At 37.4% G+C, this 26,468-nt stretch carries 19 protein-coding genes and 1 tRNA gene; 4 read left to right on the top strand and 16 right to left on the bottom strand.

Features of this window, described 5'->3' with window-relative positions; translation table 11 throughout:
* Positions 1-6: 6 nt before the first annotated feature.
* The 6 genes from EDF66_RS04375 to EDF66_RS04350 form a co-directional block, all read right to left on the bottom strand.
* Positions 7-999 (bottom strand): DUF5007 domain-containing protein, encoded by a 993-nt coding sequence (locus EDF66_RS04375; RefSeq protein WP_132840895.1) that lies wholly within the window; start codon positions 997-999, stop codon positions 7-9.
* 5 nt (positions 1,000-1,004) lie between these two features.
* Positions 1,005-1,691 carry a hypothetical protein gene (locus EDF66_RS04370; protein ID WP_132840893.1) on the bottom strand — a complete coding sequence of 229 codons (687 nt, stop codon included), beginning with the start codon at positions 1,689-1,691 and terminating at the stop codon, positions 1,005-1,007.
* A gap of 12 nt (positions 1,692-1,703) precedes the next feature.
* Entirely contained in the window at positions 1,704-3,167 is a 1,464-nt protein-coding gene (locus EDF66_RS04365) for a RagB/SusD family nutrient uptake outer membrane protein (protein WP_132840891.1), read from the bottom strand.
* Positions 3,168-3,178: 11 nt separating this feature from the next.
* A complete protein-coding gene (locus tag EDF66_RS04360; RefSeq protein WP_132840889.1) occupies positions 3,179-6,331 on the bottom strand; it encodes a SusC/RagA family TonB-linked outer membrane protein in 3,153 nt (1,050 codons plus the stop codon).
* Positions 6,332-6,825: 494 nt separating this feature from the next.
* Positions 6,826-7,629: an MBL fold metallo-hydrolase gene (locus EDF66_RS04355; protein ID WP_132840888.1), complete on the bottom strand. Its 804-nt coding sequence runs from the start codon at positions 7,627-7,629 to the stop codon at positions 6,826-6,828.
* A 94-nt stretch (positions 7,630-7,723) separates the two neighbouring features.
* The gene (locus EDF66_RS04350) at positions 7,724-9,151 is read right to left on the bottom strand and encodes an L-serine ammonia-lyase (RefSeq protein ID WP_132840886.1); all 1,428 of its coding nucleotides are present in this window, start codon (positions 9,149-9,151) and stop codon (positions 7,724-7,726) included.
* Between the two features lie 153 nt (positions 9,152-9,304).
* On the opposite strand from EDF66_RS04350, the gene EDF66_RS04345 reads away from it, so the two are divergent.
* Entirely contained in the window at positions 9,305-10,891 is a 1,587-nt protein-coding gene (locus EDF66_RS04345) for a glycoside hydrolase family 10 protein (RefSeq protein WP_132840884.1), read from the top strand.
* Between the two features lie 69 nt (positions 10,892-10,960).
* Here the strand turns inward: EDF66_RS04345 and EDF66_RS04340 are convergent, their stop codons facing one another.
* The 5 genes from EDF66_RS04340 to EDF66_RS04320 all read right to left on the bottom strand — a co-directional run bounded on the left by EDF66_RS04340 (position 10,961) and on the right by EDF66_RS04320 (position 14,585).
* Positions 10,961-11,404: a hypothetical protein gene (locus EDF66_RS04340; protein WP_132840882.1), complete on the bottom strand. Its 444-nt coding sequence runs from the start codon at positions 11,402-11,404 to the stop codon at positions 10,961-10,963.
* Between the two features lie 72 nt (positions 11,405-11,476).
* Positions 11,477-12,607 (bottom strand): TlpA disulfide reductase family protein, encoded by a 1,131-nt coding sequence (locus EDF66_RS04335; protein WP_132840880.1) that lies wholly within the window; start codon positions 12,605-12,607, stop codon positions 11,477-11,479.
* A gap of 44 nt (positions 12,608-12,651) precedes the next feature.
* On the bottom strand, positions 12,652-13,416 hold the full coding sequence (locus EDF66_RS04330) for a TPM domain-containing protein (protein WP_132770060.1): 765 nt from the start codon (positions 13,414-13,416) through the stop codon (positions 12,652-12,654).
* A 69-nt stretch (positions 13,417-13,485) separates the two neighbouring features.
* On the bottom strand, positions 13,486-13,917 hold the full coding sequence (locus tag EDF66_RS04325; protein WP_132840877.1) for a TPM domain-containing protein: 432 nt from the start codon (positions 13,915-13,917) through the stop codon (positions 13,486-13,488).
* 89 nt (positions 13,918-14,006) lie between these two features.
* Positions 14,007-14,585, bottom strand: a complete 579-nt coding sequence (locus tag EDF66_RS04320) for a LemA family protein (protein ID WP_021188860.1) — start codon at positions 14,583-14,585, stop codon at positions 14,007-14,009.
* Positions 14,586-14,761: 176 nt separating this feature from the next.
* Here EDF66_RS04320 and EDF66_RS04315 point away from each other — a divergent pair, with 176 nt between their 5' ends.
* Positions 14,762-16,300 (top strand): NAD(P)/FAD-dependent oxidoreductase, encoded by a 1,539-nt coding sequence (locus EDF66_RS04315; protein ID WP_132840876.1) that lies wholly within the window; start codon positions 14,762-14,764, stop codon positions 16,298-16,300.
* Between the two features lie 64 nt (positions 16,301-16,364).
* A tRNA-Gly gene (locus EDF66_RS04310) sits at positions 16,365-16,437 on the top strand.
* A gap of 40 nt (positions 16,438-16,477) precedes the next feature.
* Here the strand turns inward: EDF66_RS04310 and EDF66_RS04305 are convergent.
* On the bottom strand, positions 16,478-17,713 hold the full coding sequence (locus tag EDF66_RS04305; protein ID WP_132840874.1) for an MFS transporter: 1,236 nt from the start codon (positions 17,711-17,713) through the stop codon (positions 16,478-16,480).
* Positions 17,714-17,970: 257 nt separating this feature from the next.
* On the opposite strand from EDF66_RS04305, the gene EDF66_RS04300 reads away from it, so the two are divergent.
* Entirely contained in the window at positions 17,971-18,351 is a 381-nt protein-coding gene (locus EDF66_RS04300; RefSeq protein ID WP_165902366.1) for a PH domain-containing protein, read from the top strand.
* On the opposite strand, the gene EDF66_RS04295 is transcribed toward EDF66_RS04300, so the two are convergent.
* The 4 genes from EDF66_RS04295 to EDF66_RS04280 form a co-directional block, all read right to left on the bottom strand.
* The gene (locus EDF66_RS04295; protein ID WP_132840871.1) at positions 18,330-19,055 is read right to left on the bottom strand and encodes a LytR/AlgR family response regulator transcription factor; all 726 of its coding nucleotides are present in this window, start codon (positions 19,053-19,055) and stop codon (positions 18,330-18,332) included. The two genes, EDF66_RS04300 and EDF66_RS04295, sit on opposite strands and share 22 nt — an antisense overlap.
* A 70-nt stretch (positions 19,056-19,125) precedes the next feature.
* Positions 19,126-20,445 (bottom strand): RagB/SusD family nutrient uptake outer membrane protein, encoded by a 1,320-nt coding sequence (locus tag EDF66_RS04290; RefSeq protein WP_132840869.1) that lies wholly within the window; start codon positions 20,443-20,445, stop codon positions 19,126-19,128.
* 11 nt (positions 20,446-20,456) lie between these two features.
* Entirely contained in the window at positions 20,457-23,798 is a 3,342-nt protein-coding gene (locus EDF66_RS04285; RefSeq protein WP_132840867.1) for a SusC/RagA family TonB-linked outer membrane protein, read from the bottom strand.
* 24 nt (positions 23,799-23,822) lie between these two features.
* A complete protein-coding gene (locus EDF66_RS04280) occupies positions 23,823-26,438 on the bottom strand; it encodes a zinc-dependent metalloprotease (protein ID WP_132840866.1) in 2,616 nt (871 codons plus the stop codon).
* Between the last annotated feature and the right edge of the window lie 30 nt (positions 26,439-26,468).

Below are 26,468 nucleotides of genomic sequence, written 5' to 3'. Positions count from 1 at the left end.
AATAAGTTATGGTGTCACTCTTGTTACCTGAGGTACAATCACATCTATTGTATAATTCCCTTTATAAAAAGCTCTAAATGAGAATCTCGGATTACAAGAATATGTATTATAAGGCAGTCCTAAGCTATCGTCATATTTCACATATTTTGCTGGAATTCTGTAATAGTAATTAAACCCATTACCTAAAGAATACAAAGGGAATGGCATAACTCCATATTTGAACTCTATGCGATCATCAAAAAGTGTACTTGACATAGCATAATCATCCATAGTCTGCAAGAAGCCTCCTGCAGTTCCAGAATTTGGTCTTTTTTCAATTTCACCTGCCTTTGGGTTAAAAGCACCTCCATTTTTATCCAAAAATCTGACTGTTATTGTATTTCCAATTGTATCCAATTGCGTAACCTTAATATGACTAGCATTACTAGGAATCGCTTTTGTTGTTGTTTCTGCTCCCACTTTCATTGCAGTTGTAGATCTAACAGCTGGAATTTCAAAAAATGGCGCATCAATTACTTTAAATTCACCAATTTTTGGATAAATACGTGTACCATTGCTGTTTTTAATTTCTAAATCAAAAACATAATTTCCTTTTGGAAGATTGATTGTATGTTTATTTGTTTCAATTGCTCCCGAAAATTTATTAATACTTAGAGGAGCCACAAGTGTATCTTTCATTTTTGCATAAATAAGCTCGAATGATTTATCTACTTTAGGGTCGTGTAAAGCCTTCCAAATTTTTAATGGATATGTCTTTTCAAAAACACTGGTTACATCTTTACCGGATTCCTTTTCATAAATGTTAAGCAATTTATACTCTGTTGGCTTAGAAGAGCCTGCAGGATTAATGGCTGTCGAAACTTCAGCTCTTCCTCTTTTGATCTCCATAGGTAATACTTCGTACCTCACGATATCACTTAGATTTCCCTCCGGCAATTTTTTACATGCCGTCACTGCTACTATTCCGATAGCGAGCGTATATATTAAACTCTTTTTCATTTTGATTATCTATAATAAAATAAAATATGGGCGTTATTTAAAACATGTACTACTCCCGTTGTTGTCTGCGCATTTGAAGTCTGCACCAATGATCTAGTACCTACAGGAGGAACAATTTTTGTTATATCAACATCTGTTGCGACTGGTTGGAACAAATACGTAAACATAACAACTCTTGGAATTACAGTAGAATTGGGATTATAGCCTAAAGCAGGATCTCTGGTCTCTTCATAAGACACAAAAAACTCTCCCCCTTTAACGTTTTTATATTTCTTTCCATTTGCTGTCAAAACATCATTCGTCAGAATTTCTTTAGTGATATAGATGTCTATTGAATCCTTAAATTTGTTCAATTCATATTTTATAATTGAATCTACTGTCCACTTTTTCTTAGGGTCCACTTTTTGTACAGCCGCAGTTCTCGCCTGAACATAGTTATCTACATCATAATCGGTGGGTGCAAAAAAAGTAATACCAGACGCATTGATTTTGTCCTTAACCCCTGCTTTATCAATTAGCATCAGAACCGTATCAAATACCCCGTATTTATTACTCTTCATCCAGTCGTAAGTAGTCATATCGATTTTAGGATTATGTAGTTCGCCACCCACAAAATAACCATCTTTTTTACAAGAACTTATTGCTACTATAATTCCTACCAGGATAAATATATTTAAAATTGTCTTTTTCATAATTAACATGTATTAATGATTTGCCCAATATGGATTCTGCGTTAATTTCTCGTTTTGAGGCAATAAATTACGCATATTCAGAGGCCAATAATAACCTTGGCTAGCTAATCGCTCTTCTGTATAATAAGCCGAATAATCGTCAAGTTGTGAGAATAGCTTCATTCGAATTAAATCGAACTGGATTGTTCCTTCTCCAATTAATTCTCTTCTTCTTTCTAGAAAAATCTCTTTATACAAATTATCTCCGGATAATGAAATGTTAGGTAAGCCGGCTCTGTTTCTTACTGTATTCAGATCGCCTAAAGCCAAATTTTGTTTTCCATTTTTATAATAAGCTTCAGCGCGGAGTAAGATTATATCTGCCAATCTTATCAATACTAAATTATTATTTACAGCGTACAGGTCTTCATCATTGGGATTATAATGCTCCAGATTATTATACTTTGTAATCACTCTTCTAGCAGCATTATCAGGAAGTGGTGCTGTTATTGTATTTGCGCGAGCAGATCCATCGTTCATGCCTTCAGCTTCTACTAAAAACTCAGGATCAATTTCCCAAATGGATGCAGTTCCTTTACCGGGAACATCAGCACTTGTGAGAAATACATTGAAGAAATCGTTATTCCACTCTCCACCAGTTTCATTATACAGCATATTGATTTCGAAAATGGATTCTTTAGAATCTCCCTGCCAGATTTTTTTATAATCTTTCACGTCTTCCAATGTATAACCTCCCTTTAATGATTCTGCGATATATTTCTCTGTATTGACATAATCATGTTCCCAGGCGTAAACCTGTGCTAAAAGCGCATTGGCAGCCCCCTTAGATGCAAAGCTTTTGGTAGTACCTTGACCCAGATTTGTAGCGGCATAAACTAAATCTTCTTTACAGAAGGCTAATGTTTCCGATTGAGGACTTCTCGCCATATCTGGTATGTTTTGTGGATCTTTGAACGTTTCTTTTACCAATAATACATCACCCCAGACACGCTGCATATAGAAGTAAGTATATGCACGTAGAAATTTTGCATTTGCAATGTATTGGTTTTTATCATCCTCACCGTTTTCAAATAAACTCACATCCATTTCTGCTGTGTGTTCAATAATTAAATTACATTGATTGATTATTTTGTAAAAACGTGTCCAGTCCCATAAACTTCCTTCCAAATATGGCGCATAGCTAAATTTGAAACCTCCTGCTTTAACGATCGATGCATAGTTCCAGTAATCTGCTCCTGGCTTGAATAATCCAGATGCAATATCACCAAAAATAAAATAAGAACGTTCATTACGAACTGCATCGCGTAACAAAGCGTATGCACCTAAAGTTGCCTTTTCTACATTTGCGCCATCTATCCAAAACACCTCATCATAAGTACTACCTTGAGGAGATAGATTAAGGTATTTTCCACAGGAAGATCCTAGCATTAAAGCACTAGAAATTCCTATAACTGATAATATATGTTTAAATTTCATGTTTCAAGATTTTAAAAGTTTACTTCTAGACCAATGGTGTATTTTTTAGGTAATGGATATGCACCGCCACTGTATTCACCTTGTGGCGATACCAATTCAGCATCAGGCACAGAAGCTTTCTGGAAAGTATGTACATTATCCAACATCGCATAAAAGCGAATTACTCGAGCACCAATTTTCATCCGATCCACAATCTGTTTAGGAAGAATATAGCCCATTGAGATTGTCTTGATCTTAAAGTATGATCCATTTTCATTAAACATCGTACTGAATGGTAAGAACTGATAGAAATATCCTCCAAATGGTGCTATTGAAGGGAAATCTGCTACATAATTTGGATCTTTAGCTTTCTCCGGTGTCCAATAATTAACGCCTTCCAAATCAGGTAAACGATTGTTTGTGAAATTTGTAAGATTACCGCCGATTGTATTATATTGATTACTTTTTAAGTTATTAATGATATCTCTACCAAGAGTAAAGGTATTCAACATACTGAAAGAAAAGCTTTTGTATATAAACTCATTATACAATCCACCTGTAAATTTAGGATTTGGATTACCTGTAAGCACTAAATCACCATCTGCTGCTCCTTTATCTTCATCACTCCAAACATCCCAATCTTGATTAACATCATTCCATATTGGAAAACCTGGTTTTATAGCAGTATTACCCTTAAAATAAGTTAATGGCAAACCTGTTATTGGATTAACGGGTATCTGCCCCTGATTTTCGTACACCCCTTCATACTTCATCTGTGCCCATTGATAAATTGGACTACCAACCGTGTACATTAACTGTTGGTTATACCCTCTTGAATCTGCGTAGAAACTGCGATCACCAAATGGTAATGAACCGATACGATTTTTGTTAAATGTTAAATTAAAATTGGTATTCCATTGCAACTTGCTTTCTTTCGAAAGATTGTGTGTGGCAATCGTCAAATCAATTCCTTCGTTGTAAATAGTCATCGGTACATTGAAAGATAATTTGGTATAGCCCGTATAATATGGGAATGGAAAAGCCATAATCGGATCTTTCGTTATCTTACGATATGCATCGAATGTAATATTCAAGCGGTTATCGAAAGTAAATAGATCAAAACCAATATTAGTCTGCTCTGACTTATTCCACGTTAAATTATTTAATGTTAATGGTTTTGTGAACGAAGGATAAGAAAATGTATTTCCATTATAGGTATCAGAAGATGTGGTCCACATATTAAATGGTGCATAAAAATCTGTCGGCAATATTCCTGACAGACCCCAGCTACCTCTAAACTTTAATAAATTGATCCACGAGCTATTTTTTAGAAAGTTTTCATCTGAAGCTATCCAGGCTGCAGATACTGCAGGAAAATAACCCCATTTTGTATCTTTACCAAAACGTGATGAAGCATCTGCTCTCCACGAGGCATTTACAATATATTTGGATTTATAATCATATGAAATTTGTCCAAGATAAGATAAAAGACCGGCCTCAAGAATATTGGAATTTGCATACAAATCTTTCTGTGCTACACCTTGGATGACTTTAATATCATCTGTAGGTAGATTGTATGCTGTTATATTATCCGTAAGTTGCTTATCATACTGAAATGACTGCATCGCTGTTAAGATAATACTATGCTTTTCATTAAACGTTTTATTGTAGTTTAAAATATTCGCTAAATTGTAAGTATATGCATTACGTCCATTGGATGCCGCATAGTTCACACCTTTATTTAACTCTTTGGGTTGAAACTGTGAACGTTTATCCAAATTAACCTGTGCAGAAGCCTCAAGTGAATACTGTAGACCTTTGATAATATCAACATAAGTTTTTGAGAAAATATTTAGATTGTCCGTCTGATTATCATCTTTCAATTTATCATATTGCCCATAAAACAAATCATAATCTGTCTGTCCAAGACCAACAAAGGAAGATGGCATAGATCCCTGATTTACAGGAACGACCTCATCAATTCCTCTTCCTAAACCACGCTTTCTATTAATACGAGCAGTGGAAAACATTAAATCGGATTTTACAATAGGTGATAAGGTAAAAGAAAAGTTACCACGTAATGAATAGCGTTTGAAACCTGTATTACGCACTACACCGTCTTCGTTGTAATAACCTGCAGACACGCGGTAATTAACGGCCTCGTTTCCACCTGAAATACTTGCATCTGCATTATCGATATTTCCAGAGGTATAAAACAGATCCTGCCAATCGGTGGCATTATTATAGCTCGGGTTTAAACTATCGGTCAAAGGTTGATTGAATCCTCTCATTTGAGACCAGTTAGCGTATTGCGACAAAATATCCATTTTCGCACGACGTTCTGTTGCTCCACCTAAAGTACGTTGCAATTGCGGACGTTCTGTAATCCCTTTGTAATACGAAACACGAACCTGCGGTTTACCTGAGCGCCCTTGTTTGGTTTTGATAACAATAACACCATTGGCACCTCTCGATCCCCAGACGGCCGTACCTGCAGCATCTTTTTGGATTACAATACTCTCGATATCATTGACATTGATACCAGCCACGTAATTTGTTCCTGTCGCTCCAGCATTTGCTAGGTCGGTAACTGATAGTGGCATACCGTCAATGATGTACAATGGCGAACTCATAGTATTGGCAAGATCAACCTCTGCATTTAAATCTGGTGAAATGGTCGAGTTACCTCTGATGGTAAATGTGTTACGTGCTCCAGGCTCACCTGTAAAGTTCTGAATGTTTACCCCCGCCACACGGCCTTGTAATAAACTCTCAAAACTTGGTGCAGGTAGATCCTCGATTGTTTTTCCGGAAATAACCTGAACTGCACCGGTTGATTTTTTTGCCGACTGTCTTTGGTATCCTACTACTACAACCTCATCCAATGCTGAATTATCAGTAGCTAATACAATACTGATCCCTTTTTCAGATTGAACTTGCTGTTCTTTGGACTTAAAACCAATACCTCGGACAACGATGGTTGTTGGTAATTTTTGGACTTTTAGTGTAAATACGCCATCACTCCCGGTGGCGGCCTGGTTGGTTGTTCCTTTCTCGGATACTGTAATCCCAGGTAGTACCCCTCCTTTGTCGTCTTTTATTGTTCCAGTAATATTAGTTACCTGTGCAAACAATAAATTACATGACATCAAAAAGAAGAGAAAAATTGGTAAAATTTTCTTCATAACAATTGATTTGGTTAGTAAATTTTAGGTTAATTTACAGCAATTGAAATGGTAACTCAAATTTTACATTGACTTAACTTACTTATTAGGAATAATAATTAAGTTAAAAACATAGCAAACGTTTGTTCTATTTTTAAACAATCGATTGCGCAATCTATACGACTTTTTTTCCTAATTACAGGAAATTTTTACAATTTTTAACAAATTTATTTAATGCAAATTTTCCCCTTTTTAGGACTATTTTACAGTTTATTGTTTCGGACTAATTAATCCGGTTTTTATAAAATAACAGATTAATGTGCTACGCAACTAAACTTAAGTTTTTAAAAAAGTTCTACTTTTAACAAATGCTAAACATTAAAACTTTATGAAATTATTTAATCAAATACAACATCTCTGATTTTAAGATTATTAATAATTTTAGCGCAAAAACTAAAACGCCAAAGTTGTAAACTTTAGCGTTTCTATTGGGTACTTTAAGAAAGAATACTTTTTTATCCACACTGACTAATAACGTGTCTATCTTGTTGTATCTGGAGGTCTAAAACATCAAAAATTTCTGTTTCTTCATAGCGTGTGGCAACCGAAAGAAGAATATCTTCACAATGGGCTCTAAATGTTTCATGCACCAGTTCCACGGTGTTATTCTCGCCTGAAAGGTGCGTTAACATTAAGTGTTTGAGACGGGCTGACCGATATTTATTAAATAACTCTAACGCAACTGCATTGGAAAGATGCCCCCAGCCGCTACTGATTCTATTTTTTAAAAAATAGGAATATCGCCCATTTCTAAGCATCTCTTCATCGAAATTGGATTCCAGCAATAGTACATCTGCATGTTTGATGACATGTTGCACATTTGAACACGGACGGCCTATATCGGTCAACACACCAATATTATGCGTTCCATCGGAAATCAAAAAACTGCATGGTTCTTTTGCATCGTGATATTTAGGTATACCATAAATCTTCATCTCTCCGATCTCGGTGACGGCATCTGGGGTAATGATATGCACCAAATGACCAGGAAGATGCAATCTTGTTCCATCGTAACTCCCCTGAGTGATATACACCGGTATATTATATTTTTTGACAAAAACAGATAAACCCCGAATATGATCCGTATGTTCATGGGTAATAAAAACGGCCTTGATCTGAGTTGGAATTATACCTAGATTATACATACGGAGATGAATGTGCTTATTATTAATACCTGCATCTACTAGAATAGCTGTATCGCCTTTCGCGATATAATAACAATTTCCATTACTGCCTGAGGCAATAGCACAATACTTCATATGTATTTCATTTATTCGTTATTGATATTTATATTGCATGATCAGACCTAATTCATGCAACATAAATATTTTTATGTCAACGGATTCTTTATCATTAACATTCCGGTAAACTTAACGGAATCTGTACAGCCAAACCGCCATCTGCCGTTTCTTTATATTTAACGTTCATATCTAACGCGGTCTGCCACATGGTCTTGACGACTGTGTCGAGACTGACTTTGGCTTTATCAGGGTTGGATTGCAGGGCCAACTGCGCGGCTGTAATGGCCTTTATTGCACCCATGGTATTCCGCTCAATACATGGTATCTGTACTAAACCTCCAATAGGATCACATGTTAGACCCAAATGATGTTCCATGGCGATTTCAGCGGCCATAAGCACCTGTCTTTGCGATCCGCCGAGACATTCCGTCAATGCTCCAGCTGCCATTGCTGATGATACTCCAATCTCAGCCTGACATCCGCCCATAGCGGCAGAAATAGTTGCTCCTTTTTTAAATATGGAACCGATTTCGGAAGCTGTCAGAATAAACTGAATAATTTTATCTTCTGAATCTCCATTATGGAAGGTAATAAAATATTGCAATACGGCAGGAATAACACCAGACGCTCCATTTGTTGGCGCGGTAACGACTCTTCCAAATGAGGCATTTTCTTCATTAACGGCCAAAGCAAAACAACTTACCCAATCCAGGATATATTGAAAATTCTCCCCTCCTGCTTTTATTGCTGCGATCCAGCTTTCATAATCGTGATAGCTTCGGTTTTTAAGCAATCGCTGATTCAGTTTTGCAGCTCTTCTTTCTACATTAAGTCCCCCTGGAAGTGTTCCCGCTGTATGGCACCCGCGGTATATACATTCGTATATGGTTTTATAGATATTTAATACGCCGGCGCGCGTCTCTTCTTCTTCACGCCAAGCATGTTCATTTTCTAATACGAGTTCTGAGATTTTCAAACCAGTCTTACGGCACCAATGCAATAAATCCTGCGCGGTATCTACCGGAAAAGGTAGATCGACCTCTGCTGAAGAACTGCTCTCATCATTTTCCTGAACAACAAATCCACCACCAATTGAATAATAGGTTTCACTAAGAGCTTTTCCATTATTCAAAAATGCCTGAAAAGTAACCGCATTGGGGTGAAAAGGTAAGCTTTCACTATATAAAAAAAGTAAATCTTCTTTGTATGTAAATGGAATGGTATGTGTACCAGCCAGGCGCAACTGATTTACAGATTTGATATGTTCTACTTTTGGTGTTACTTGATTGACATCAAAAGTTACAGGGTCATCTCCGCTTAAACCCAACATGACAGCAATATCTGTTCCGTGCCCTGTACCTGTTTTGGCCAAAGATCCATATAATAATATCTTAACAGATTCGACGTTATTAAGTACATCCTTATCCTGCAGTACTTTTGTGAACTGCTGTGCCGCACGCCAGGGACCTAAGGTATGTGAACTGGAGGGTCCAATACCTATTTTAAACATATCAAAAACGGAAATTTGCTCTTTGCTCATGCTATACTAATAAAAGCGCTATAAAAATAATGTTTTTAGGACAGTCCAAAAACATTGCAATTTACAGAATATTAAACAACCACAAAGTTCTTACAAAGATTTAATACTTTATCAATAAAGCTTAATTATCTTTGTTAACTTATCATTAAACAAATGAGAATTAAACACGTTCTGCACTTACTTGGAGTATTTTTTTTAATAGCATCAACAGCACAACTTTTATTCGCTCAACCTAGCCCCAAAAGAGAAGTTCGCGGTGTTTGGATTGCCACTATAGGTAATATTGACTGGCCAACAGTCGCCACTGGCACTAATGTTGAAAAACAGAAACGAGAGCTGATACAAATACTTGACCAGCACAAAAAGTCGGGTATGAATACTATTCTTTTCCAGATTCGACCTGCGGCAGATGCTTTCTATGGTCGTGGTAGAGAAGGCTGGAGCCGTTATTTAACGGGGAAACAAGGAAAAGCTCCTGAACCTTTTTATGATCCTTTGGATTTCATTATCGCTGAATGCCATAAAAGAGGGATGGAACTGCATGCCTGGATCAACCCTTACCGTGCTTCGACAACTTTAAATCCGAACCATTTTTCAGAAGATCACATCACGAAAAAGAAACCCGAATGGTTTTTTACTTACGCTGGAAAAAAATTATTTAATCCGGGAATACCAGAGGTACGTCAATACATCATCGATGTCATCATGGATGTCGTGAGCAATTATGATATTGATGGTGTTCATTTTGATGATTATTTTTATCCCTACCCCGACAGTCGCAACACAGCTATTCCGGACCGCCTAACGTTTGGCCAATACAGCAACAACTTTTCAAATATAGAGGATTGGCGCAGAAATAATGTCGATGTGCTTATTCACGATCTGGGCGTTGCGATCAAAGCTAAAAAACCTTATGTAAAATACGGTGTCAGTCCTTTTGGTATCTGGGATAATAAGGATGCAAACCGTGACGGTTCTAATACACATGGTTTAAGTGGTTACCGGACTTTATTTGCGGATGGCGTGAAATGGATCAAAGAGGGTTGGATAGACTACATCAATCCCCAGATTTATTTTCCTTTCCAAAACCGTGCTGCCGCTTATGAAATTCTGGTTGAATGGTGGCAACATCATACTTATGGCCGACACTTTTATATCGGTCATGGTGCTTATCGCGTGAATGAGCAAAAACCTGGATGGACTGACCGAAGCCAAATTCCGCGTCAGATCCGTTTTTTACGAGAACAACAGAATGTACAGGGAAGTATCTTCTTTAGTTCAAAATCTTTAACGGACAATCTTGCCGGTCTTCAGGATTCTTTGCAACGTAATCTGTATAAAACATCGGCTTTGCCTCCGACAATGCCGTGGATCGACAGTATCCCGCCCAATGCACCTTTTGGATTACAGTTGAGGTCTTCAGAAAACACAAAATTAAATCATCTAGTCTGGCAAAAACCTGATCGTGCGTCTGATGGTCAATCTGCTTATGGCTATATTGTTTACCGATTTAAAGAAGGGGATCAACCTGATTTGAATAATAGTAAGAATATCATCCATATTTCTTACAATGAGGATGACCTTCAATTTGATGATAGTGACCTGGATATACATCAACAGTACTATTATATGGTGACGGCACTGGACCGAATGAAAAATGAGAGTGAACCATCTAACATAAGAAGTACCCAAAAAACTCATCTATATAGTACAAATCAAGAATTAACGCGGCAACAATAAAAAGTTATACAGTACTGGTTTCAAAATATGACAAAAAGAAAGCCGATTAGTATATAATCGGCTTTTTTATTATTTTAATAAAGCATTACGGTATTCATCTGTTATAGCCGGCAATTGGATTTCTTGTCCTTCTTTTTTTAAGGAGTCTGCAAATGCATTGGTATTGGCTATTGCTTTCAAATAAGCTGCAACCACAGCATCCGAAACCGCAATTTCTTTTCCTTCTTTGATATTTGCGATATATTGATTGTCCACTAATTTAACTTGTCCAAAAAAACGATAAGCAGCGGCTTTTAATAGTCCTAAATCTTCTTTCGACAATTCTTCAATTCGAGCTCTAGGGGGCAATTTAACATCTATAAAGGCTTTGCCTTTCGCTAAAGTATCAATGGGCTTGTCTAATGGGATTGCCGCTAATGAGGCCAGGTTCAGAACGGGTACTCCCGCTTCTTGTTTGTTTTGGCAACTGACCATTAACACGGTCGCTACGATAAGGGTTAAAAAAGTACGCATGTACAATAGTAAACATAAAAAGGGCTTTTCAACGAATTGAAAAGCCCTTTTTAAGATATCCTTACACTGCTATTACTTTAGCAATTCTGCTAATTTGGCTTCTAAAGCTTCACCTCGTAAATTAGAGGCAACAATCTTTCCTGTCGGATCGATTAAAAAGTTCTGTGGAATACCACGTACTTCATATAATCCTACTGGAGCAGATTTCCAGCCTTGCAGATCTGATACTTGCGGCCACTGTCCTAATTGATCGTCTGCAATTGCTTTCAACCAGGCGTCTTTTTTACCTGGATTATCTAAAGAGACTCCAAATACAGTAAAGTTCTTGTCTTTAAATTTATTAAATGCTGCTACAACATTAGGGTTCTCTTGGCGACATGGTCCGCACCAGCTTGCCCAGAAGTCTAATAATACATATTTACCTCTTAAAGAAGAAAGAGAAACCTGATTACCTGCAGTATCAGGCAATGTAAAGTCCGGCGCTACTGCTCCGATAGCTACTGCTTTTAACTTTTCAATTCTTGTTGCTAATTCTTTACCTTTTTTACTGTTTTTTAGCTCTGCTGATAACGCTTGATAACTTGGAATAATCAATGAATTGACATTTTCAGCATCTAATTTATCTCCTAATAAATCCAATGTAATGAAACTTGATTTATTATTTTTAATAAACTGCTCATCCACCAATTCTTGTTTTTCATTGATTTCTCCAGCTTCTTTTTGCAGACCTGCAATAAAAGTCTGGTCATTACGCTGTTCTTCAGTAGCTTCTGAATAACGCTTATTTAATGCCTGAAACCCCTCTGAGAAAGGCTTAACAGCAGTTTGGTATTTTGCAAAATCATTATTGATCGCATTACCGGAAATAACTGCATTTTTCATCTCACCAGTAGATTCTACTTTGATCACTCCATTTGACAGGTATACTTGTGTCAAATCAGGATTTTGTATTTCTTTGATGTTAGTTCCGTCTGCTGAAAGAATTAAGTACGCTTTAACAGGTCCAGCAACTGTACCGTTAAATTTAAACTGTCCACCTGTTACTGTTGTTGAATCTATTTTTCGCGCATTGTTTTCAGCATATTGCATAAACACTTTTGCTTTATCTGTCGCTCCTTGTATTTTACCTGTTACGGTAAAATTCTCTTGTGCAAAAATTAAAGTCGGGATAAGTCCTAATCCCAATAATATTCCTTTTTTCATCTGTATATAATTTGACATTTATTACTTCATTTACACGGGTTGGATTACCATCTGCCGCTGGCACCGCCACCACCGAAGCCACCGCCACCAAAACCGCCGAAACCACCACTATCTCCACCGCCACCAAAACCGCCACCTCCGGAACCACCTCGTCCAAGTGTATTTAAGAGTGTCCACCAAAACAGATCGGAAGTTCCTGTACCATTCATGACTTTACCACCACCATTTCCACCGTTTCCTCCTTTTCTAGAAATCACTGCGATGACAATGATAACAATAACAATCACGATCAACATCTTTGAAGTGCCCCCCTTTCCTTGGGGTTGCTTAGGATCTGCTTTATACTCTCCTTTGGTATAGGAAATCAGAGCATCTGTTGCCTTATTAACTCCTGAAAAATAATCCTGCGCACGAAAAGCTGGCTTTATTTCGTTTTCAATGATGCGATGTGCGATCGCATCAGGAACAGCACCTTCTATACCATACCCTGTCTGAATAGTGACAGCACGATCTCCAATTGCTGCAAGCAACAGTATTCCTGTGTTGTACTTTTTATTTCCTACGCCCCACTTTTGAGCTAATCTTACGGCATAATCACTGATATCATAAGATCCTGTTGAATTCATCAAGACTACCGCAATCTGTATGGAAGTAGAGTCTTCAAAAGCCAGTAGTTTTTGCTCTAACTGCTGTACCTGAGTGGGCGATAATGTGTTTGTATAATCGTTGACCAATCTGTTGGATGTCGCCGGAAAATCATCCTGTGCAAATACACCTGCAATACTAAATAGTACTGCGACTGCCGTCATGACAAAAATACGTATGGCTGACAATCTAATTTTGGTCAATGACCTATATTCTTTTCGTTTATCCATTTTTTATTTATCGCCAAAAACAATATCATTCGGTAATTCATTAATATCATCGTCTTCTCGTGGATAAAATTTCGCCAGTTGTTCGCCTGCATGCTCAACGCCTTGGATCAAACCATTCACATATTGTGCATTCCGAAATTCCTGAACCATAATTTCTTTCGTTTTCTCCCAGAAATCGTCCCCTACTTTCTTGTGAATTCCTGCATCTCCTATAACGGAAAATTTATGGTCTTCGTGTGCTAAGTAGATTAAAACTCCATTTCTTAAAGCGGTCTTATGCATATCCAACTTTTCAAAATAGTGGGTTGCACGTTCGAAAACTTCTCCAGGACAGTGTTTCTCAACAACCACACGGATCTCACCGGAAGTTTTATTTTCCGCGATACTGATCGCATGTACTACTTTTTCCTGCTCTTCTGATGAAAATGTTCCCATTATTAAAGTCTTTTTTAAATAAAAAAAGATGAATGCGTGCACAAATTTCGGCCATCATTCATCTTTTCTAGTAAACTAATACGCTGTATTTAGAAAGATACTGCTGGCGCTTTATCCGCACCTTCTTGTGCTGTGAAAGTTCCTTTTGCTTTAAAGCCAAACATGCCAGCCATCAAATTGTTAGGAAAACTTCTCACAGTTGTATTGAACTGCTGTACCGCTTCATTGTAAGCTCTACGTTCGGTTGAAATTCTATTTTCAGTACCTTCTAATTGCGCTTGCAATTCTAAAAAGTTTTGATTTGCTTTCAAATCTGGGTAAGCTTCTACTGTAGCCATCAACTTACTTAAAGAACCTGAAAACTGGTCCTGTACTTTTTGATATTGTGCAATTGTTTCTTCATTCAAATTGGTAGGATCTACCGTGATAGAAGTCGCCTTGGCACGTGCTTCAACAACAGCTGTTAATGTACTTTCTTCGTGCTTTGCTGCTCCTTTTACGGTATTTACCAAATTCGGAACTAAATCTGCACGTCTCTGATATGCATTTTCAACTTGAGCCCATTTTCCTTTTACATTTTCATCTTGCGATACCATTGTATTGTATCCGCATGAACTGAAAGATAATGCGACCATTAAACCAAAGAATGCGACTAATAATCTTTTCATTTTTTGTTGAATTAATATATTTCAAATTAAATTTTGATGGAAAGCTTACTACAAAGCTCATACCACTCCTACGAATATAAGAATAATTTTAGGCGTTAAGTATTTATAACTAAAAAAATACAGCAGTTATCCTTAACTTTGGGCTGTTTTTGGGATAAAAACCCAGCAAGAAATTTATGCAGAAAGAAATTGAACTGGCTATCGCTCCTGAAAGAATCGAGGACGATAATTATATTCTAATTCAAGGTTCTAAAGCCTTGAAAATAAATGGTGAGCGCATTAAAGGATTTAAAATTCGTAAGCGTTCTATTGATGCCCGTAGCCGACATGTCGTTTTTAGAGCGCGTATTATATTTTTTATCGACGAAGAGCCTATAAATGAAGTTTTTGAAACCCACTTTAAATCGGTCCATAACGCACAACCTGTGTTAATTATTGGTGCTGGTCCTGCAGGTTTATTTGCAGCGCTACAATGTTTGGAAAAAGGGCTTAAACCTATTATTGTTGAACGTGGTAAAGCTGTGCAGGATCGCCGTCGTGACCTTGCGAAGTTAAACCGCGAAGGTATTGTTGATGAAGACTCCAATTATTGTTTTGGTGAAGGTGGTGCCGGTACATATTCTGATGGAAAGCTATATACCCGCTCGGATAAACGTGGTGACGTTGAGAAAGTACTTAAACTTTTTGTTACCCATGGTGCTAATGAAGATATTTTGGTCAATGCGCGCCCTCATATCGGAACGAACAAGTTACCTCATATTATTCAGGACATCCGAGAAACGATTATCGCCCATGGTGGCGAGGTTATTTTTGAACAACGTGTAATTGATATCAATACGGAAAATAATCAGGTTACAGGTGTCACACTTGCAAGTGGAAAACAATTGAAATCAAATCATGTCATTGTAGCTACAGGACACTCGGCACGTGATATTTTCGAACTCTTCCGTAATAAAAACTGGTTACTTGAGGCTAAAGCTTTTGCTCTGGGTGTTCGAATTGAGCATCCGCAGGAGATTATTGATCAAGCACAGTATCATTGTGAAGTCCGAAGCGAGCATCTTCCACCGGCTTATTATAGTCTTGTGGAACAGGTAAATGGCCGTGGGGTCTTTTCATTCTGCATGTGTCCAGGTGGGGTCATTGCTCCTTGTTCTACTGCAGACAATGAAATCGTTGTGAATGGCTGGTCGCCATCGAAACGGAATAATCCGCACGCCAATTCGGGTACTGTTATCCAAATCAACCTGGAGGATGTTCCGGGATCGGAAAGCGATCCATTTGCTTTGTTAGATTTCCAACGTGAAATAGAAAAACGTGCTTTTGAAGCTGGTGGTGGAAAAATGGTGGCTCCTGCGCAACGGATGATTGATTTTGTTGAGGGGCGGATATCCAAAGATCTTCCGGAAAACTCTTATAAACCGGGTACGGTTTCTGCTGATTTAACTCAGGTGTTACCAAAATTTGTGTACGAAGCATTACGCGGTGCATTGCCTATCTTCGGTAAAAAGATGAAAGGTTACTATACCAATGAGGCTATCCTTGTTGCTGTAGAATCCCGAACTTCTTCACCCGTCCGTATTCCCCGTGATAAGTTATCTTTACAACATCCTGAAATTAAAGGTCTTTACCCTTGTGCTGAAGGGGCAGGTTATGCTGGGGGTATTATTTCCGCTGCTATTGATGGTATGAACTGTGCCAATGCGATCAATTAAATTGATAAAATATTAAATTGGTCTTGCAAAAATTCAAATAAAGCCGTATTTTTGTAAGACCAACGCGAAAGTAGCTCAGTTGGTAGAGCACAACCTTGCCAAGGTTGGGGTCGCGAGTTCGAATCTCGTCTTTCGCTCAAAATAAAAAAGCTTCCAAAATTTGGAAGCTTTTTTATTTTATACTGTTTCGTTATGGGGCATTTTTTTTCCCAGGCGCATGACAGCTGGTGTAAAAAAGGACAATACGCCTACAATCATCATCAATAATCCTGCGATCACAAAAGCGTTGGCTACTCCAATTACATCTGCTATCATACCCGTAAAAAGCAATCCGATGACACTTGGCAGAATAGCAAGACTAAAATAGAGCGAAAATACGCGACCTAACATTTGGGGTACGACTTCTTCTTGTATGGTCGTCATAAAAGATGCTGAGAACAGCGACATGGATACACCGCCTATTCCAGTCACAATTACAAATGGAATGAACCAAGTGGATGGGAACCAACCTGAAAAAGCAAATGTCAATCCCAGTACAATATGCATGGTATTGATCATAATTATTTTCGAGAAGGTCACTTTAAATGCTCCCAATAATCCTCCTCCCATTAACATGCCTACTCCCCATATAATTTCAATCACACTCATCTCCCATTTTCCGCCATTAAAATGATCGATTGTCAAAAGTGGAAACATAATAGCGATCGGCATAACACAAAAAGTAGCGATCATGGCGTATAAAAACAATAGGCTCAAACCACGATTATGGTAGATGGCCTGCATACCTTGTTTCAGATCACTCCATGCCTGTCCAAAGGTTAATTTAGATTCAACCTTTAAATGAGGAATGGTAACAAAGAATAACGATACTATGGCAACTGCCGCACCGATAACATCGAGATAAAGCACTTGAGCGATTGAAAAATAAGTAATCGCCAACGTTCCTAATGCAGGCCCGGCAATACTACTGACGGACTGAAGCATCTGATTAATTCCAGATACACGCAACAATTTATCTTCCGGAACCATCAGTGGTGCTATTGCCTGCATAGCTGGTGCATGAAAAGCGGCTCCAATGGAACGACAGGTTAGCAACAGATAGATCAGCGATAGTCCTACTGCAGCCTCCTGCAGTACAAAAGTCATCATTAAGGTACATAAAGCAATAAATGCATCGGCAAAAATCATTACCTTTTTCCGGTCCCAGCGATCTATTAAAACACCTACAAAGGGGCCAATAAGCGCCTGTGGCAATAAGCCTGCAATACCTGCTAAAGCCAATACCTCGGCCGACTTATGCGTTAAACTCAACCAGACAATCACAGCAAAATTGACAGCAGAGCTCGTCAACAGTGACACAAATTGTCCAATCCAAATATACATATAGGTTTGAAACCAATTTTTCTTTTCCATAAAATAATAAAGTAAAATACAACCTTAAATGATGCGAAATATCATTTACTAAAAAAACTATTTACTTGACTGAGCTAAAATCATCAAGGAATAAAATAAAACGTTGTATATAAAGCGACTTTCATAACGATGCAAATTTACAAAAATTTGTTAACTTTAAGATTAGCAACATCCTATAAATTATAAAAGTTTTCAGAAGCAGTCAAGACCCTTTGATGAATGCCATGATCATTGGCCTTATTTTATCCATGATAATCATGATGATCGTTACACTTCGTACTGAACAAGCTACTTTTATAGAATTTATGACTATAATAGGTCTCCCGAAATTCTTCATGGCCATATTATTACTACCAGGACCTAGGTATTCAATAGACAGTCAATATCTTACTTATCTATCGGGTATCTTTAGAGGAAAGATCGCCATAAAGAAAATTTACAAAATAGAGGTTGGAAAGACTTTATGGGTGGGCTTCAGGCCCGCGGCAGCCCGTAAAGGGTTGATCGTACATTACAATAAATATGAAGAAATATACATCAGTCCAGATGGTAATGATGATTTTTTGTATGAATTAAGCAATACAATCCTGCTATTAAAATCGTGCGACCTGCTTAATCAGCGGTCCAACCACATCTGAAAATCGGATGATTTATCTTCACTCACGATAACCTCGATACCTGCTGGCAATGGTGGTTGTAACTGGAGCCTTATGCGATTACGTGCTACTTTGAGCATATCGACAATGGCATCTATTTGGATAATGAATTTACGATTGACCTGAAAAAAGAATGTTGGATCCAGGCGCGACACTAGCCCTGTTATGGTATCGTCGACAATAAACTGATCTCCACCTTTTGTGTAGCCGTACAATATTTTATCTTCAGCCATAAAATAGGCAATTTCTGTTGTCGGTATCGATTTTAACCGCATACCATACCGTACTAGAAAACGAGTTTTGTATTGAATCTCCTTGGTCTCCTGGACGATAAACGGAGCGACTTTATCAAGTGCTTGTTGCAACTCGTCGTCGTCATACGGCTTCAACAAATAGGCATAACCTTGATTCTGAAAAGCTTTTAAGGCGTAATCTTCAAACGCTGTTGTAAAAATAACAGGTGCCTGTACTTTGACTTGGTCAAATATTTCGAAACTCAATCCATCACCGAGCTGCACATCCATAAAAATGAGATCGACTTCATTTTTAAGCAACCAATCGGCAGCTTCACGCACTGTTGTTATAATCGTAGATTGAAATTTCGCAGCAATCAATTGGTCTAATTTCTCCAATAGACTTTCTGAGGCCCAATTTTCATCTTCTACGATTAATATCTTTTTAAACATGTGCTGAATTTAAAAAAAAATCCCCATTCTTTTGAGAATGGGGATCGGAATTTATGAAATTGCTCTAATTCTATAAATCTGGATTATTAGATATCGCTGCTTTTGGATAACGAATCACATAACGTGGGTCATTTTTCTGCAGCTGAGAAACCTGTCCTTGATAGTGGTGTTCAATTGCCGGTCTAATACTACGTTTTAAATCGTACCAACGTAATCCTTCTAAGGTTAATTCACGTCCTCTTTCTTCAATAATTTCCACTTTTAAATCTTCATTTGATAAACCTGATAATTTAGTCACCGCTGTTGCGTATGTTTCTGGTATTAATCTATTTTTCAATAAAGTAGATAACGAAACTATTGCTTGGTCCTTTTTACCTAACTGAAGTTCGCTTTCAGCTTTAATCAAATACAATTCTGCATTTCTAAAAGTAGAATTATAACGGGTATCTGTTCCTTTAGCAGAAACATAATCACGACCTGATTTTTGGAAGAAACGTGTTAAACGCAAATCTCCTTTTGAATATTTTGCCATAAACTTAGGATCAATAAAAGTTGAACGGCTCACTCTAGAGTCTCCTACTCGTTCCCAAGCCTGAATCATTTCTTTTGATTCAAAATCCGTAGGAATTTTTGAAGTAGCAAGATTTAAATCCTCTAAATCAGCATTTATTGTCAAAGCTTTATTTGCAGCGATCTCTGCTAACATCCACTCTCCTCTATACAAACGTAAACGAGCTTCAAAAGCATAATAAGCTCTTTTTGAAAACCTATATTTTACATCACTTGCATTATCAATAACATGCAACAGAGCTTCTGCTTCTTTCATATCTCCTAAGATCTGTGTATATACCTGTTCTACTGAAGCAGGTTTAAACAATTGTTCCAAATCCACTTTTATAGAAATCGGCACGCCACGATCCATTGCTGCAGTTGCTGGATTATAACTCTCCGAATAGGTGTTTAATAATTCAAAGTGCGAGTATGCTCGAATTAAATACGCTTCCGCGCGGATTTGTTGCATCGCCTCAGAATCACCCGCCACATTCTTTCCTTCAGCAATCACATAATTAGCATAAAAGATCGACTTATAAATTGTTTCCCATGCCATAGGAAAGGTCGTAGCATCCGGATTCTGATCATTCCAAAGATATAAATCTTTAATTGATGCTATATCTGTAGATGATTCATCCAATATCAATTCATCAGTGCGAAGATTCAGTCTGGATTTATGTGCTGGATAGCTAATGTATGCTGAAACCATTAAGGCTCTAAAATCAGATTCTGATTTAGGAATTACCGTTCCTACGGGTTGTATATCTAAATATTTATTACACGAAGAGCTCATTAGCACTCCAACAAGTAATCCGATAATTAATAAATTCTTTTTCATTTTTAGCTTAATTAAAATGATGCATTTAAACCAAAGGAAATGGACTTCGAAATAGGTTGTGCAAAGTTATTTCCATATGTCTCTGGGTCGAAATAACCATTATAGTTTGAACCGAATACAAATAAGTTACGTCCTTCAATATTAAAGCGGATATTCGATGCCTGAACTTTTCCTGCAATAGATTTCGGCAAAGTATATCCCAAGCGAATACTATTAATACGTAGGTAACTAATCTTTTTAGACCAGATATCTAAGTTCTTATATGAAGCGCCCGGATCATTATCCATCATCCAACTATACGCCATCCAACGATCATTCAATTCAGAATTTGAAGAACCAATTTTTGGTATATCTTCTGCACCACCTTGAACAGCCGTTAAAACATCTGTTGTATAGTTAAACCCACGATCTACCATTGATGGATTATAAGTTGGTGTACGACGCATCCATTTGTCTATATTAAATACTGCAGAAACTGCCAAATCAAACGCTCCTAAACGAAATCTATTGGTCATACCTCCAATAAATTTAGGATCTAATGAACCTTTATATTTAAATTTCTCCTGATATGTCTTTACTGTTAAAGATGTTGACACATTATAACCCGGTAAGAAATCGGCCCATCCATCGTATAGACCATAAAAGTCTTCATATGAAATAACCTCTCTTTTATCATTATAAAACTGAGGTATACCATCTTTGTCTAGACCAGCTGTTTCTAATACATATAATGAATTAATAGGATTACCTTCACGAACATCCACCGAATATGCTTTAGGATTATTTAAGACACGTGCGAACTTACTACGGTTATGCGCAATATTAAAATCCGTTGACCAAGTGAAACGATCTCTTACAATATTACGGCTACTAATCATTAATTCAATACCATCATTATTTACTGAGGCCCAGTTACGTTGCACATTCTCGAAACCGTTTTCTAAAGCTAAATTACTGTTCCCAATTAGATCCGTTGATTTACGGCTGTAATAATCTAATGTAAACTGCAATCTATTTTTTAAAACTGCTAAATCCAGACCTACATTCCAAGATTTTGTTTTCTCCCAACGTAATTTATTATTTGCTGGTGTGGTTACAACAATAGATTCTTCAGTATTTCCTGGCAATACAGTTCCTGTTCCATAATTACCAATAATAAAAGGATAGGTATTACGATCGATATTTCCTTGAATACCATAAGAACCTCGAACTTTTAAGTTTGAAATCCAAGTTTGCTCTTTGATAAAATCTTCTTCACTTGCATTCCATGAACCAGAAATTGACCAGATCGGTAAAAATCTATACTTCGGATCTACCCCAAACATATTTGAACCGTCATAACGGATACTACCGTAAACATTATATTTTTGATTATAAGTATATGAGGCATTTGCATAAAAAGATGCGTACGATGTCTCTCCAATAACTTTCGCATACTGACGGTACAATGGATTATCTATGTTTGTCGCATTAGGAAACAGAATACTTTGAGTCGTCAAGGTTTTTGGATTATAACCAAAGCCTTTAGTAGCAATACCAATAGAGTTTGATCGACGTAACTCCGTACCTCCCATAAATTCAACATCGTGTTTTTCATTTAGGGTTAGGTTATATTGTGCAAATGATTTCCAGTTATACTGAAAAATGCTGCGATTATCGTTTTGAATCGTTCCTCCATCCGGAAGAAAGTATTTATTCTTCTTGCTTTCTGAATCATAATAACGAGTACCCTCCCTTAATTTTCGAGTATTGTAGGATTCCTTATCAGCAAATCTCTCTGAACGGTTCTCATCAAACTGCAAGCCAAATTCCGTCCGTAATAATAAGGAAGGCAATACTTGATAAGATAAGTTAGCAATTGCTTTTAAAGCTTTATTATTTAAATTATAGCTTGTATTTTGGCGTTCCTCAACAGAATTAAAAGGGATATAAGCATTTTCAAATCCATCAATATCGGGATCATATACAAAATTACCGTGTACATCTCTTGTAGACAAATATGGGTTAACTGAACGGATATAATTTACTGGATTCGTAAAGGCATCAGCATCTTGAATAAAATTATTTCGTCCCGTTGTTGATCCGAGTAAATTAATACCAGCCTTTAGCTTATTACTGATCTTAAAGTTATTATTTAAAGTCAATGAATAACGACGCATACCTACTCCCCTTGTTGCCGCTTGCTCATCATAAAAACCGCCGGAAAGATAAAAATCGTGACTGTCTGAACCTCCAGATATTGCGGCTGTATATTGTTGATTTAATGCTGTGCGAAACAATTCATTTCCCCAGTTTTGGTTTTGATTCCTTAAATTCTGAATAGCATCCTGTGTATTGTTAGATAAAGCCGATAAACCATTTTGACGGAAGAGATCCAACTCATTTGACTGATTCAGTAAACGTGCAATAGCACCTTTACCCGTTCTATAATCTAAGTCGTTACGTTGAGCCATAGCCAACTCAAAATCTACCTTCTCTGAAGAATTCATTAAGTTTAAACGATCAAAATCAGGCTTTTGTGTCACAAAGCTATTAGCTGAAACAGAAACCTGCGTAGGTCCACGTTTACCTTTTTTTGTTGTAATGACGATGACACCATTAGCGGCTCTTGCACCATAAATTGATGTTGCCGCAGCATCTTTCAATACAGTAATATCCGCAATATCATCAGGATTAATACCTGCAATAGGTAAATTTTGTAAGCTATTTAAATTATCCTTATCAAAGGAATTTGGTAGAGCCGTTCCTTCAATCGGCAAACCATCAATTACCCAAAGTGGATCCTGAGTACCATTTATAGATACAGTACCTCGGATACGAATTTGCGGTGCTGAGTTTGGCCCACCACTTAAGTTGGTCAATTGTAAACCAGCAACCTGACCTTCTAGTAATTGATCAATACTTGATACACCGCTCTGTTTAATATCATCGACTTTAAGTTTAGTATAAGCAGTTGTATTTTTTTTCTTAGCAATTGTATTGTATCCGGTCACAATTACCTCTTGTAGGGAATTTTCAAGAGACTCCAAATAAATAGTATTAAACACTTTGGAAACCTGAATTTGTCTACTCTGATATCCCACAAAGGAAACTGTGAAAGACTTCACATCTGTAGGAATAGTTAAGGTGAAACCACCTGTTTGATCTGTTACAGCACCCAAAGCCGATTGTTGTACTTGGCCAGATACTCCAGTAGATTCCCCCACTGCTGTGCTTTCAATAAAAACGGTAGCACCTAATATGGGTGTTTGCGTTTTGCTATCCAACACTTTTCCCTTTAGGGTTATCGTTTCCTGTGCAAACGAAGTAAGTTGCACGCAAGAAAAGACGACAAAGAGTAAGAATTTGTTCATTTGTTTTTTATATATAGATTTTTGTTAATTATTCACATTTAACGAACTATTGATCCGCATTAACAGGTCCTGATAATGTGCCTGAGTGGTGAAATCTCCTGAAGACTGCGCTGTTTTTAACAACTTCTGAACCTGGATTAATTCCGCTCGCTTCACGGTCAGCATTTCAGATGTTCTGCTCATACCTGAAACATGGACATTGCGTAAATCATGTTCATCAGAATTAGTATGTGCTGTTGCATGTACCGGACAGAACGTTGGTTTAGCCGCTTTCATAAATTGATCTACAAAAGACAATTTTTTCGTATTCAACTTATCCATACTTTTATTATTGGTTACCAATAATATATCGATATAGTTCTGCTGCAACATACGGGCATCAATATCTAAATTCTGCTTTTTTAAAGTTTTTGCAAAGATCTCCTGACGTAATGTTTTCAGAAATTCTTCTACGCTCCATGCTTGAGCACGTCCGAAAAGTAGTTCCATCTCGGTCATGCGCAATAAGCGCTGATCTTGAAGTAAATTATATAATAAGCTGTATTGAAATTCTCTTTTTAATGTATACGGAGCATATTCGAAAGAACCTACTGGACTATCTTTTAATGGGAATGTTTTTGTCATCAATTCTTTTCGGAACAACCATTCTGGCAAAGTAAAAACGTTTTCTTTCAAGTAAGCTAATGCTTCTACTTGTTTCTGGCGCGGCACTGGTGCATATGCGTCTTTACCGTCACCTAAAACAGGGTTATTGAGATAGATACCACCGATATTATTGGAAACATGATCTGCATAAGCATACCATTGACCAATAACTGCCATATATAATTTACCTGCTTTATAGTAATCCTGACCTGAAGTAGTTGTCCAGTTAATGATCTGAGGCATGATACGTTTCAAATTTTTCAAACCATATGTACCAGCAAGCATGGCATTGTCTCCTAAATCTTCTGACTGCGATCTTGGATCAACTGTATTTTTAGGGTCCTGTTGCTCTCCGTACCAATAGTAAGGATTGTCCTGCTTCGACTCAATCTCTTTTTTTAGCAATGGAAGTTCTTCCCATGCTGTCTTGTTCGGGTACCATCGGTAAGCCCAGGCAATTGCATATTTATCATATAGACCAATCACTGGTGTAATAGCCTGTACCTGATCTTCTGGTTGAGCCACATAATTAAAACGGGCATAATCCATGATGGATGTTGCTGTCCCTCCCATCTTTTGTGTAAAGGAAGCTGAACGCAATGAATCTACAGGGAAACTAAAAGACGATCCCATATTATGCTTCAATCCTAATGTATGACCGATCTCGTGTGATGATACAAAGCGGATGGCATGTGCCATTTTCTCATCAGAGAATATGTTACCGCGAACAGATGGATCGATCGTGCCTGTCTGTACACGCATCCAGGTATTTAAAGCAGTCATCACATTATGCCACCAGATTACATCTGCTTCTAATATTTCACCGGTACGTGGATCTACAACTGATGGTCCCATCGCATTGGCTTGTGGAGAAGCTGCATAAGTGATGGCTGATGTATTTGCATCATCGATATCAAAGTCCATTCCTTTTGGAACTTCTTTTGCAATGATGGCATCTTTAAAGCCGGCCTCTTCAAAGGCTTTTTGCCAATCGTGTACTCCTTCAATAATTTGTTTACGCCATTGCTGTGGAGTAGCTGGATCAATGTAGAAAACTATTGGTTTCTTTGGAACAACCAGTTCGCCCGCTAAATAACGTTCTACATCTTCTTCGCGTGGCTCTAACCGCCAGCGTGTTACCAGTTCTCTTTTCTCCATTTCTTGCTGCTTATCTGAAAAATACCAGCGTGGAGTAGTAAAATAACCTACCCTAGGATCTGAGAAACGGGGCTTCATTGCATCTTTAGGCAATTCTAATATATTACTAGTGATGGTTAAACTGATTGGAATGGACTCATTCCCTTCGGTGACACGTGTAGATAATATGGAGCGAATCACAATGTTGTTATCAAATGATTTCATCTGATCGATCAATGATAATGCTGTTTTAGGAGCAGTACCTAATCCAATATTGGTAAATACATCGTTGAAACTTTTCTCAGTTCCATCAAATACTTTATTTATCTTGATAATTACTGATGATGAATCTTTATTATAGCCTTCAATTTTGAATGATTCAATAAACGATGCTGTAAAATTATCGGCGACTGAGCGTGCTATCGCATCTTCTTTAGGTACTTCTACCTGAGGTTTAATTTCACTTGCCCAAATCTCTTTACGTGCTTTTTTTAGGGAGAAACGTATTACTTTATTTTCATAATTCATGCCTTTATTTAAGCCCGCTTCGTTCAAAGCTAAAGGCACAGAAGAGATTTTATTGATCAACAAAAAGTCTTTGTCCAGTTTCTCAACCGGTATTTCGAAAAAGAAATCTTTCTCTTTATTAATCACATTAAAAATTCCGCTATCAATTTTGGCATTTTTTAGAAACTTGTCGTAAACTAAAGCAGAATCCTTTTTTGTGGAATCAGCGACAACATCTTTCTTTTTACCTAAGCCTAGAGGACTGAGCAGCTGACAAGAATTGAGAATGAAAATAGAAAAGAAACCAAAGCTTGCTAATGCTGAATTTCTTTTGAAAGGCAGATTATTCATTTGTTTAAATTAAAATAGGACTCATAGATA

Origin of the sequence: Sphingobacterium sp. JUb20 (genome assembly GCF_004342035.1) — a bacterium.
In the GTDB taxonomy this organism is placed as follows: Bacteria; Bacteroidota; Bacteroidia; order Sphingobacteriales; family Sphingobacteriaceae; genus Sphingobacterium; species Sphingobacterium anhuiense.
The sequence above is the reverse complement of the archived record's forward strand: the minus strand, read 5'-3'. Positions and strand labels throughout refer to the sequence as shown.

Coding starts and splice junctions, on each gene's coding strand:
- EDF66_RS04375 (WP_132840895.1), bottom strand. CDS start 999: ATGAAAAAGAGTTTAATATATACGCTCGCTATCGGAATAGTAGCAGTG.
- EDF66_RS04370 (WP_132840893.1), bottom strand. CDS start 1,691: ATGAAAAAGACAATTTTAAATATATTTATCCTGGTAGGAATTATAGTA.
- EDF66_RS04365 (WP_132840891.1), bottom strand. CDS start 3,167: ATGAAATTTAAACATATATTATCAGTTATAGGAATTTCTAGTGCTTTA.
- EDF66_RS04360 (WP_132840889.1), bottom strand. CDS start 6,331: ATGAAGAAAATTTTACCAATTTTTCTCTTCTTTTTGATGTCATGTAAT.
- EDF66_RS04355 (WP_132840888.1), bottom strand. CDS start 7,629: ATGAAGTATTGTGCTATTGCCTCAGGCAGTAATGGAAATTGTTATTAT.
- EDF66_RS04350 (WP_132840886.1), bottom strand. CDS start 9,151: ATGAGCAAAGAGCAAATTTCCGTTTTTGATATGTTTAAAATAGGTATT.
- EDF66_RS04345 (WP_132840884.1), top strand. CDS start 9,305: ATGAGAATTAAACACGTTCTGCACTTACTTGGAGTATTTTTTTTAATA.
- EDF66_RS04340 (WP_132840882.1), bottom strand. CDS start 11,404: ATGCGTACTTTTTTAACCCTTATCGTAGCGACCGTGTTAATGGTCAGT.
- EDF66_RS04335 (WP_132840880.1), bottom strand. CDS start 12,607: ATGAAAAAAGGAATATTATTGGGATTAGGACTTATCCCGACTTTAATT.
- EDF66_RS04330 (WP_132770060.1), bottom strand. CDS start 13,416: ATGACGGCAGTCGCAGTACTATTTAGTATTGCAGGTGTATTTGCACAG.
- EDF66_RS04325 (WP_132840877.1), bottom strand. CDS start 13,917: ATGGGAACATTTTCATCAGAAGAGCAGGAAAAAGTAGTACATGCGATC.
- EDF66_RS04320 (WP_021188860.1), bottom strand. CDS start 14,585: ATGAAAAGATTATTAGTCGCATTCTTTGGTTTAATGGTCGCATTATCT.
- EDF66_RS04315 (WP_132840876.1), top strand. CDS start 14,762: ATGCAGAAAGAAATTGAACTGGCTATCGCTCCTGAAAGAATCGAGGAC.
- EDF66_RS04305 (WP_132840874.1), bottom strand. CDS start 17,713: ATGGAAAAGAAAAATTGGTTTCAAACCTATATGTATATTTGGATTGGA.
- EDF66_RS04300 (WP_165902366.1), top strand. CDS start 17,971: ATGATGATCGTTACACTTCGTACTGAACAAGCTACTTTTATAGAATTT.
- EDF66_RS04295 (WP_132840871.1), bottom strand. CDS start 19,055: ATGTTTAAAAAGATATTAATCGTAGAAGATGAAAATTGGGCCTCAGAA.
- EDF66_RS04290 (WP_132840869.1), bottom strand. CDS start 20,445: ATGAAAAAGAATTTATTAATTATCGGATTACTTGTTGGAGTGCTAATG.
- EDF66_RS04285 (WP_132840867.1), bottom strand. CDS start 23,798: ATGAACAAATTCTTACTCTTTGTCGTCTTTTCTTGCGTGCAACTTACT.
- EDF66_RS04280 (WP_132840866.1), bottom strand. CDS start 26,438: ATGAATAATCTGCCTTTCAAAAGAAATTCAGCATTAGCAAGCTTTGGT.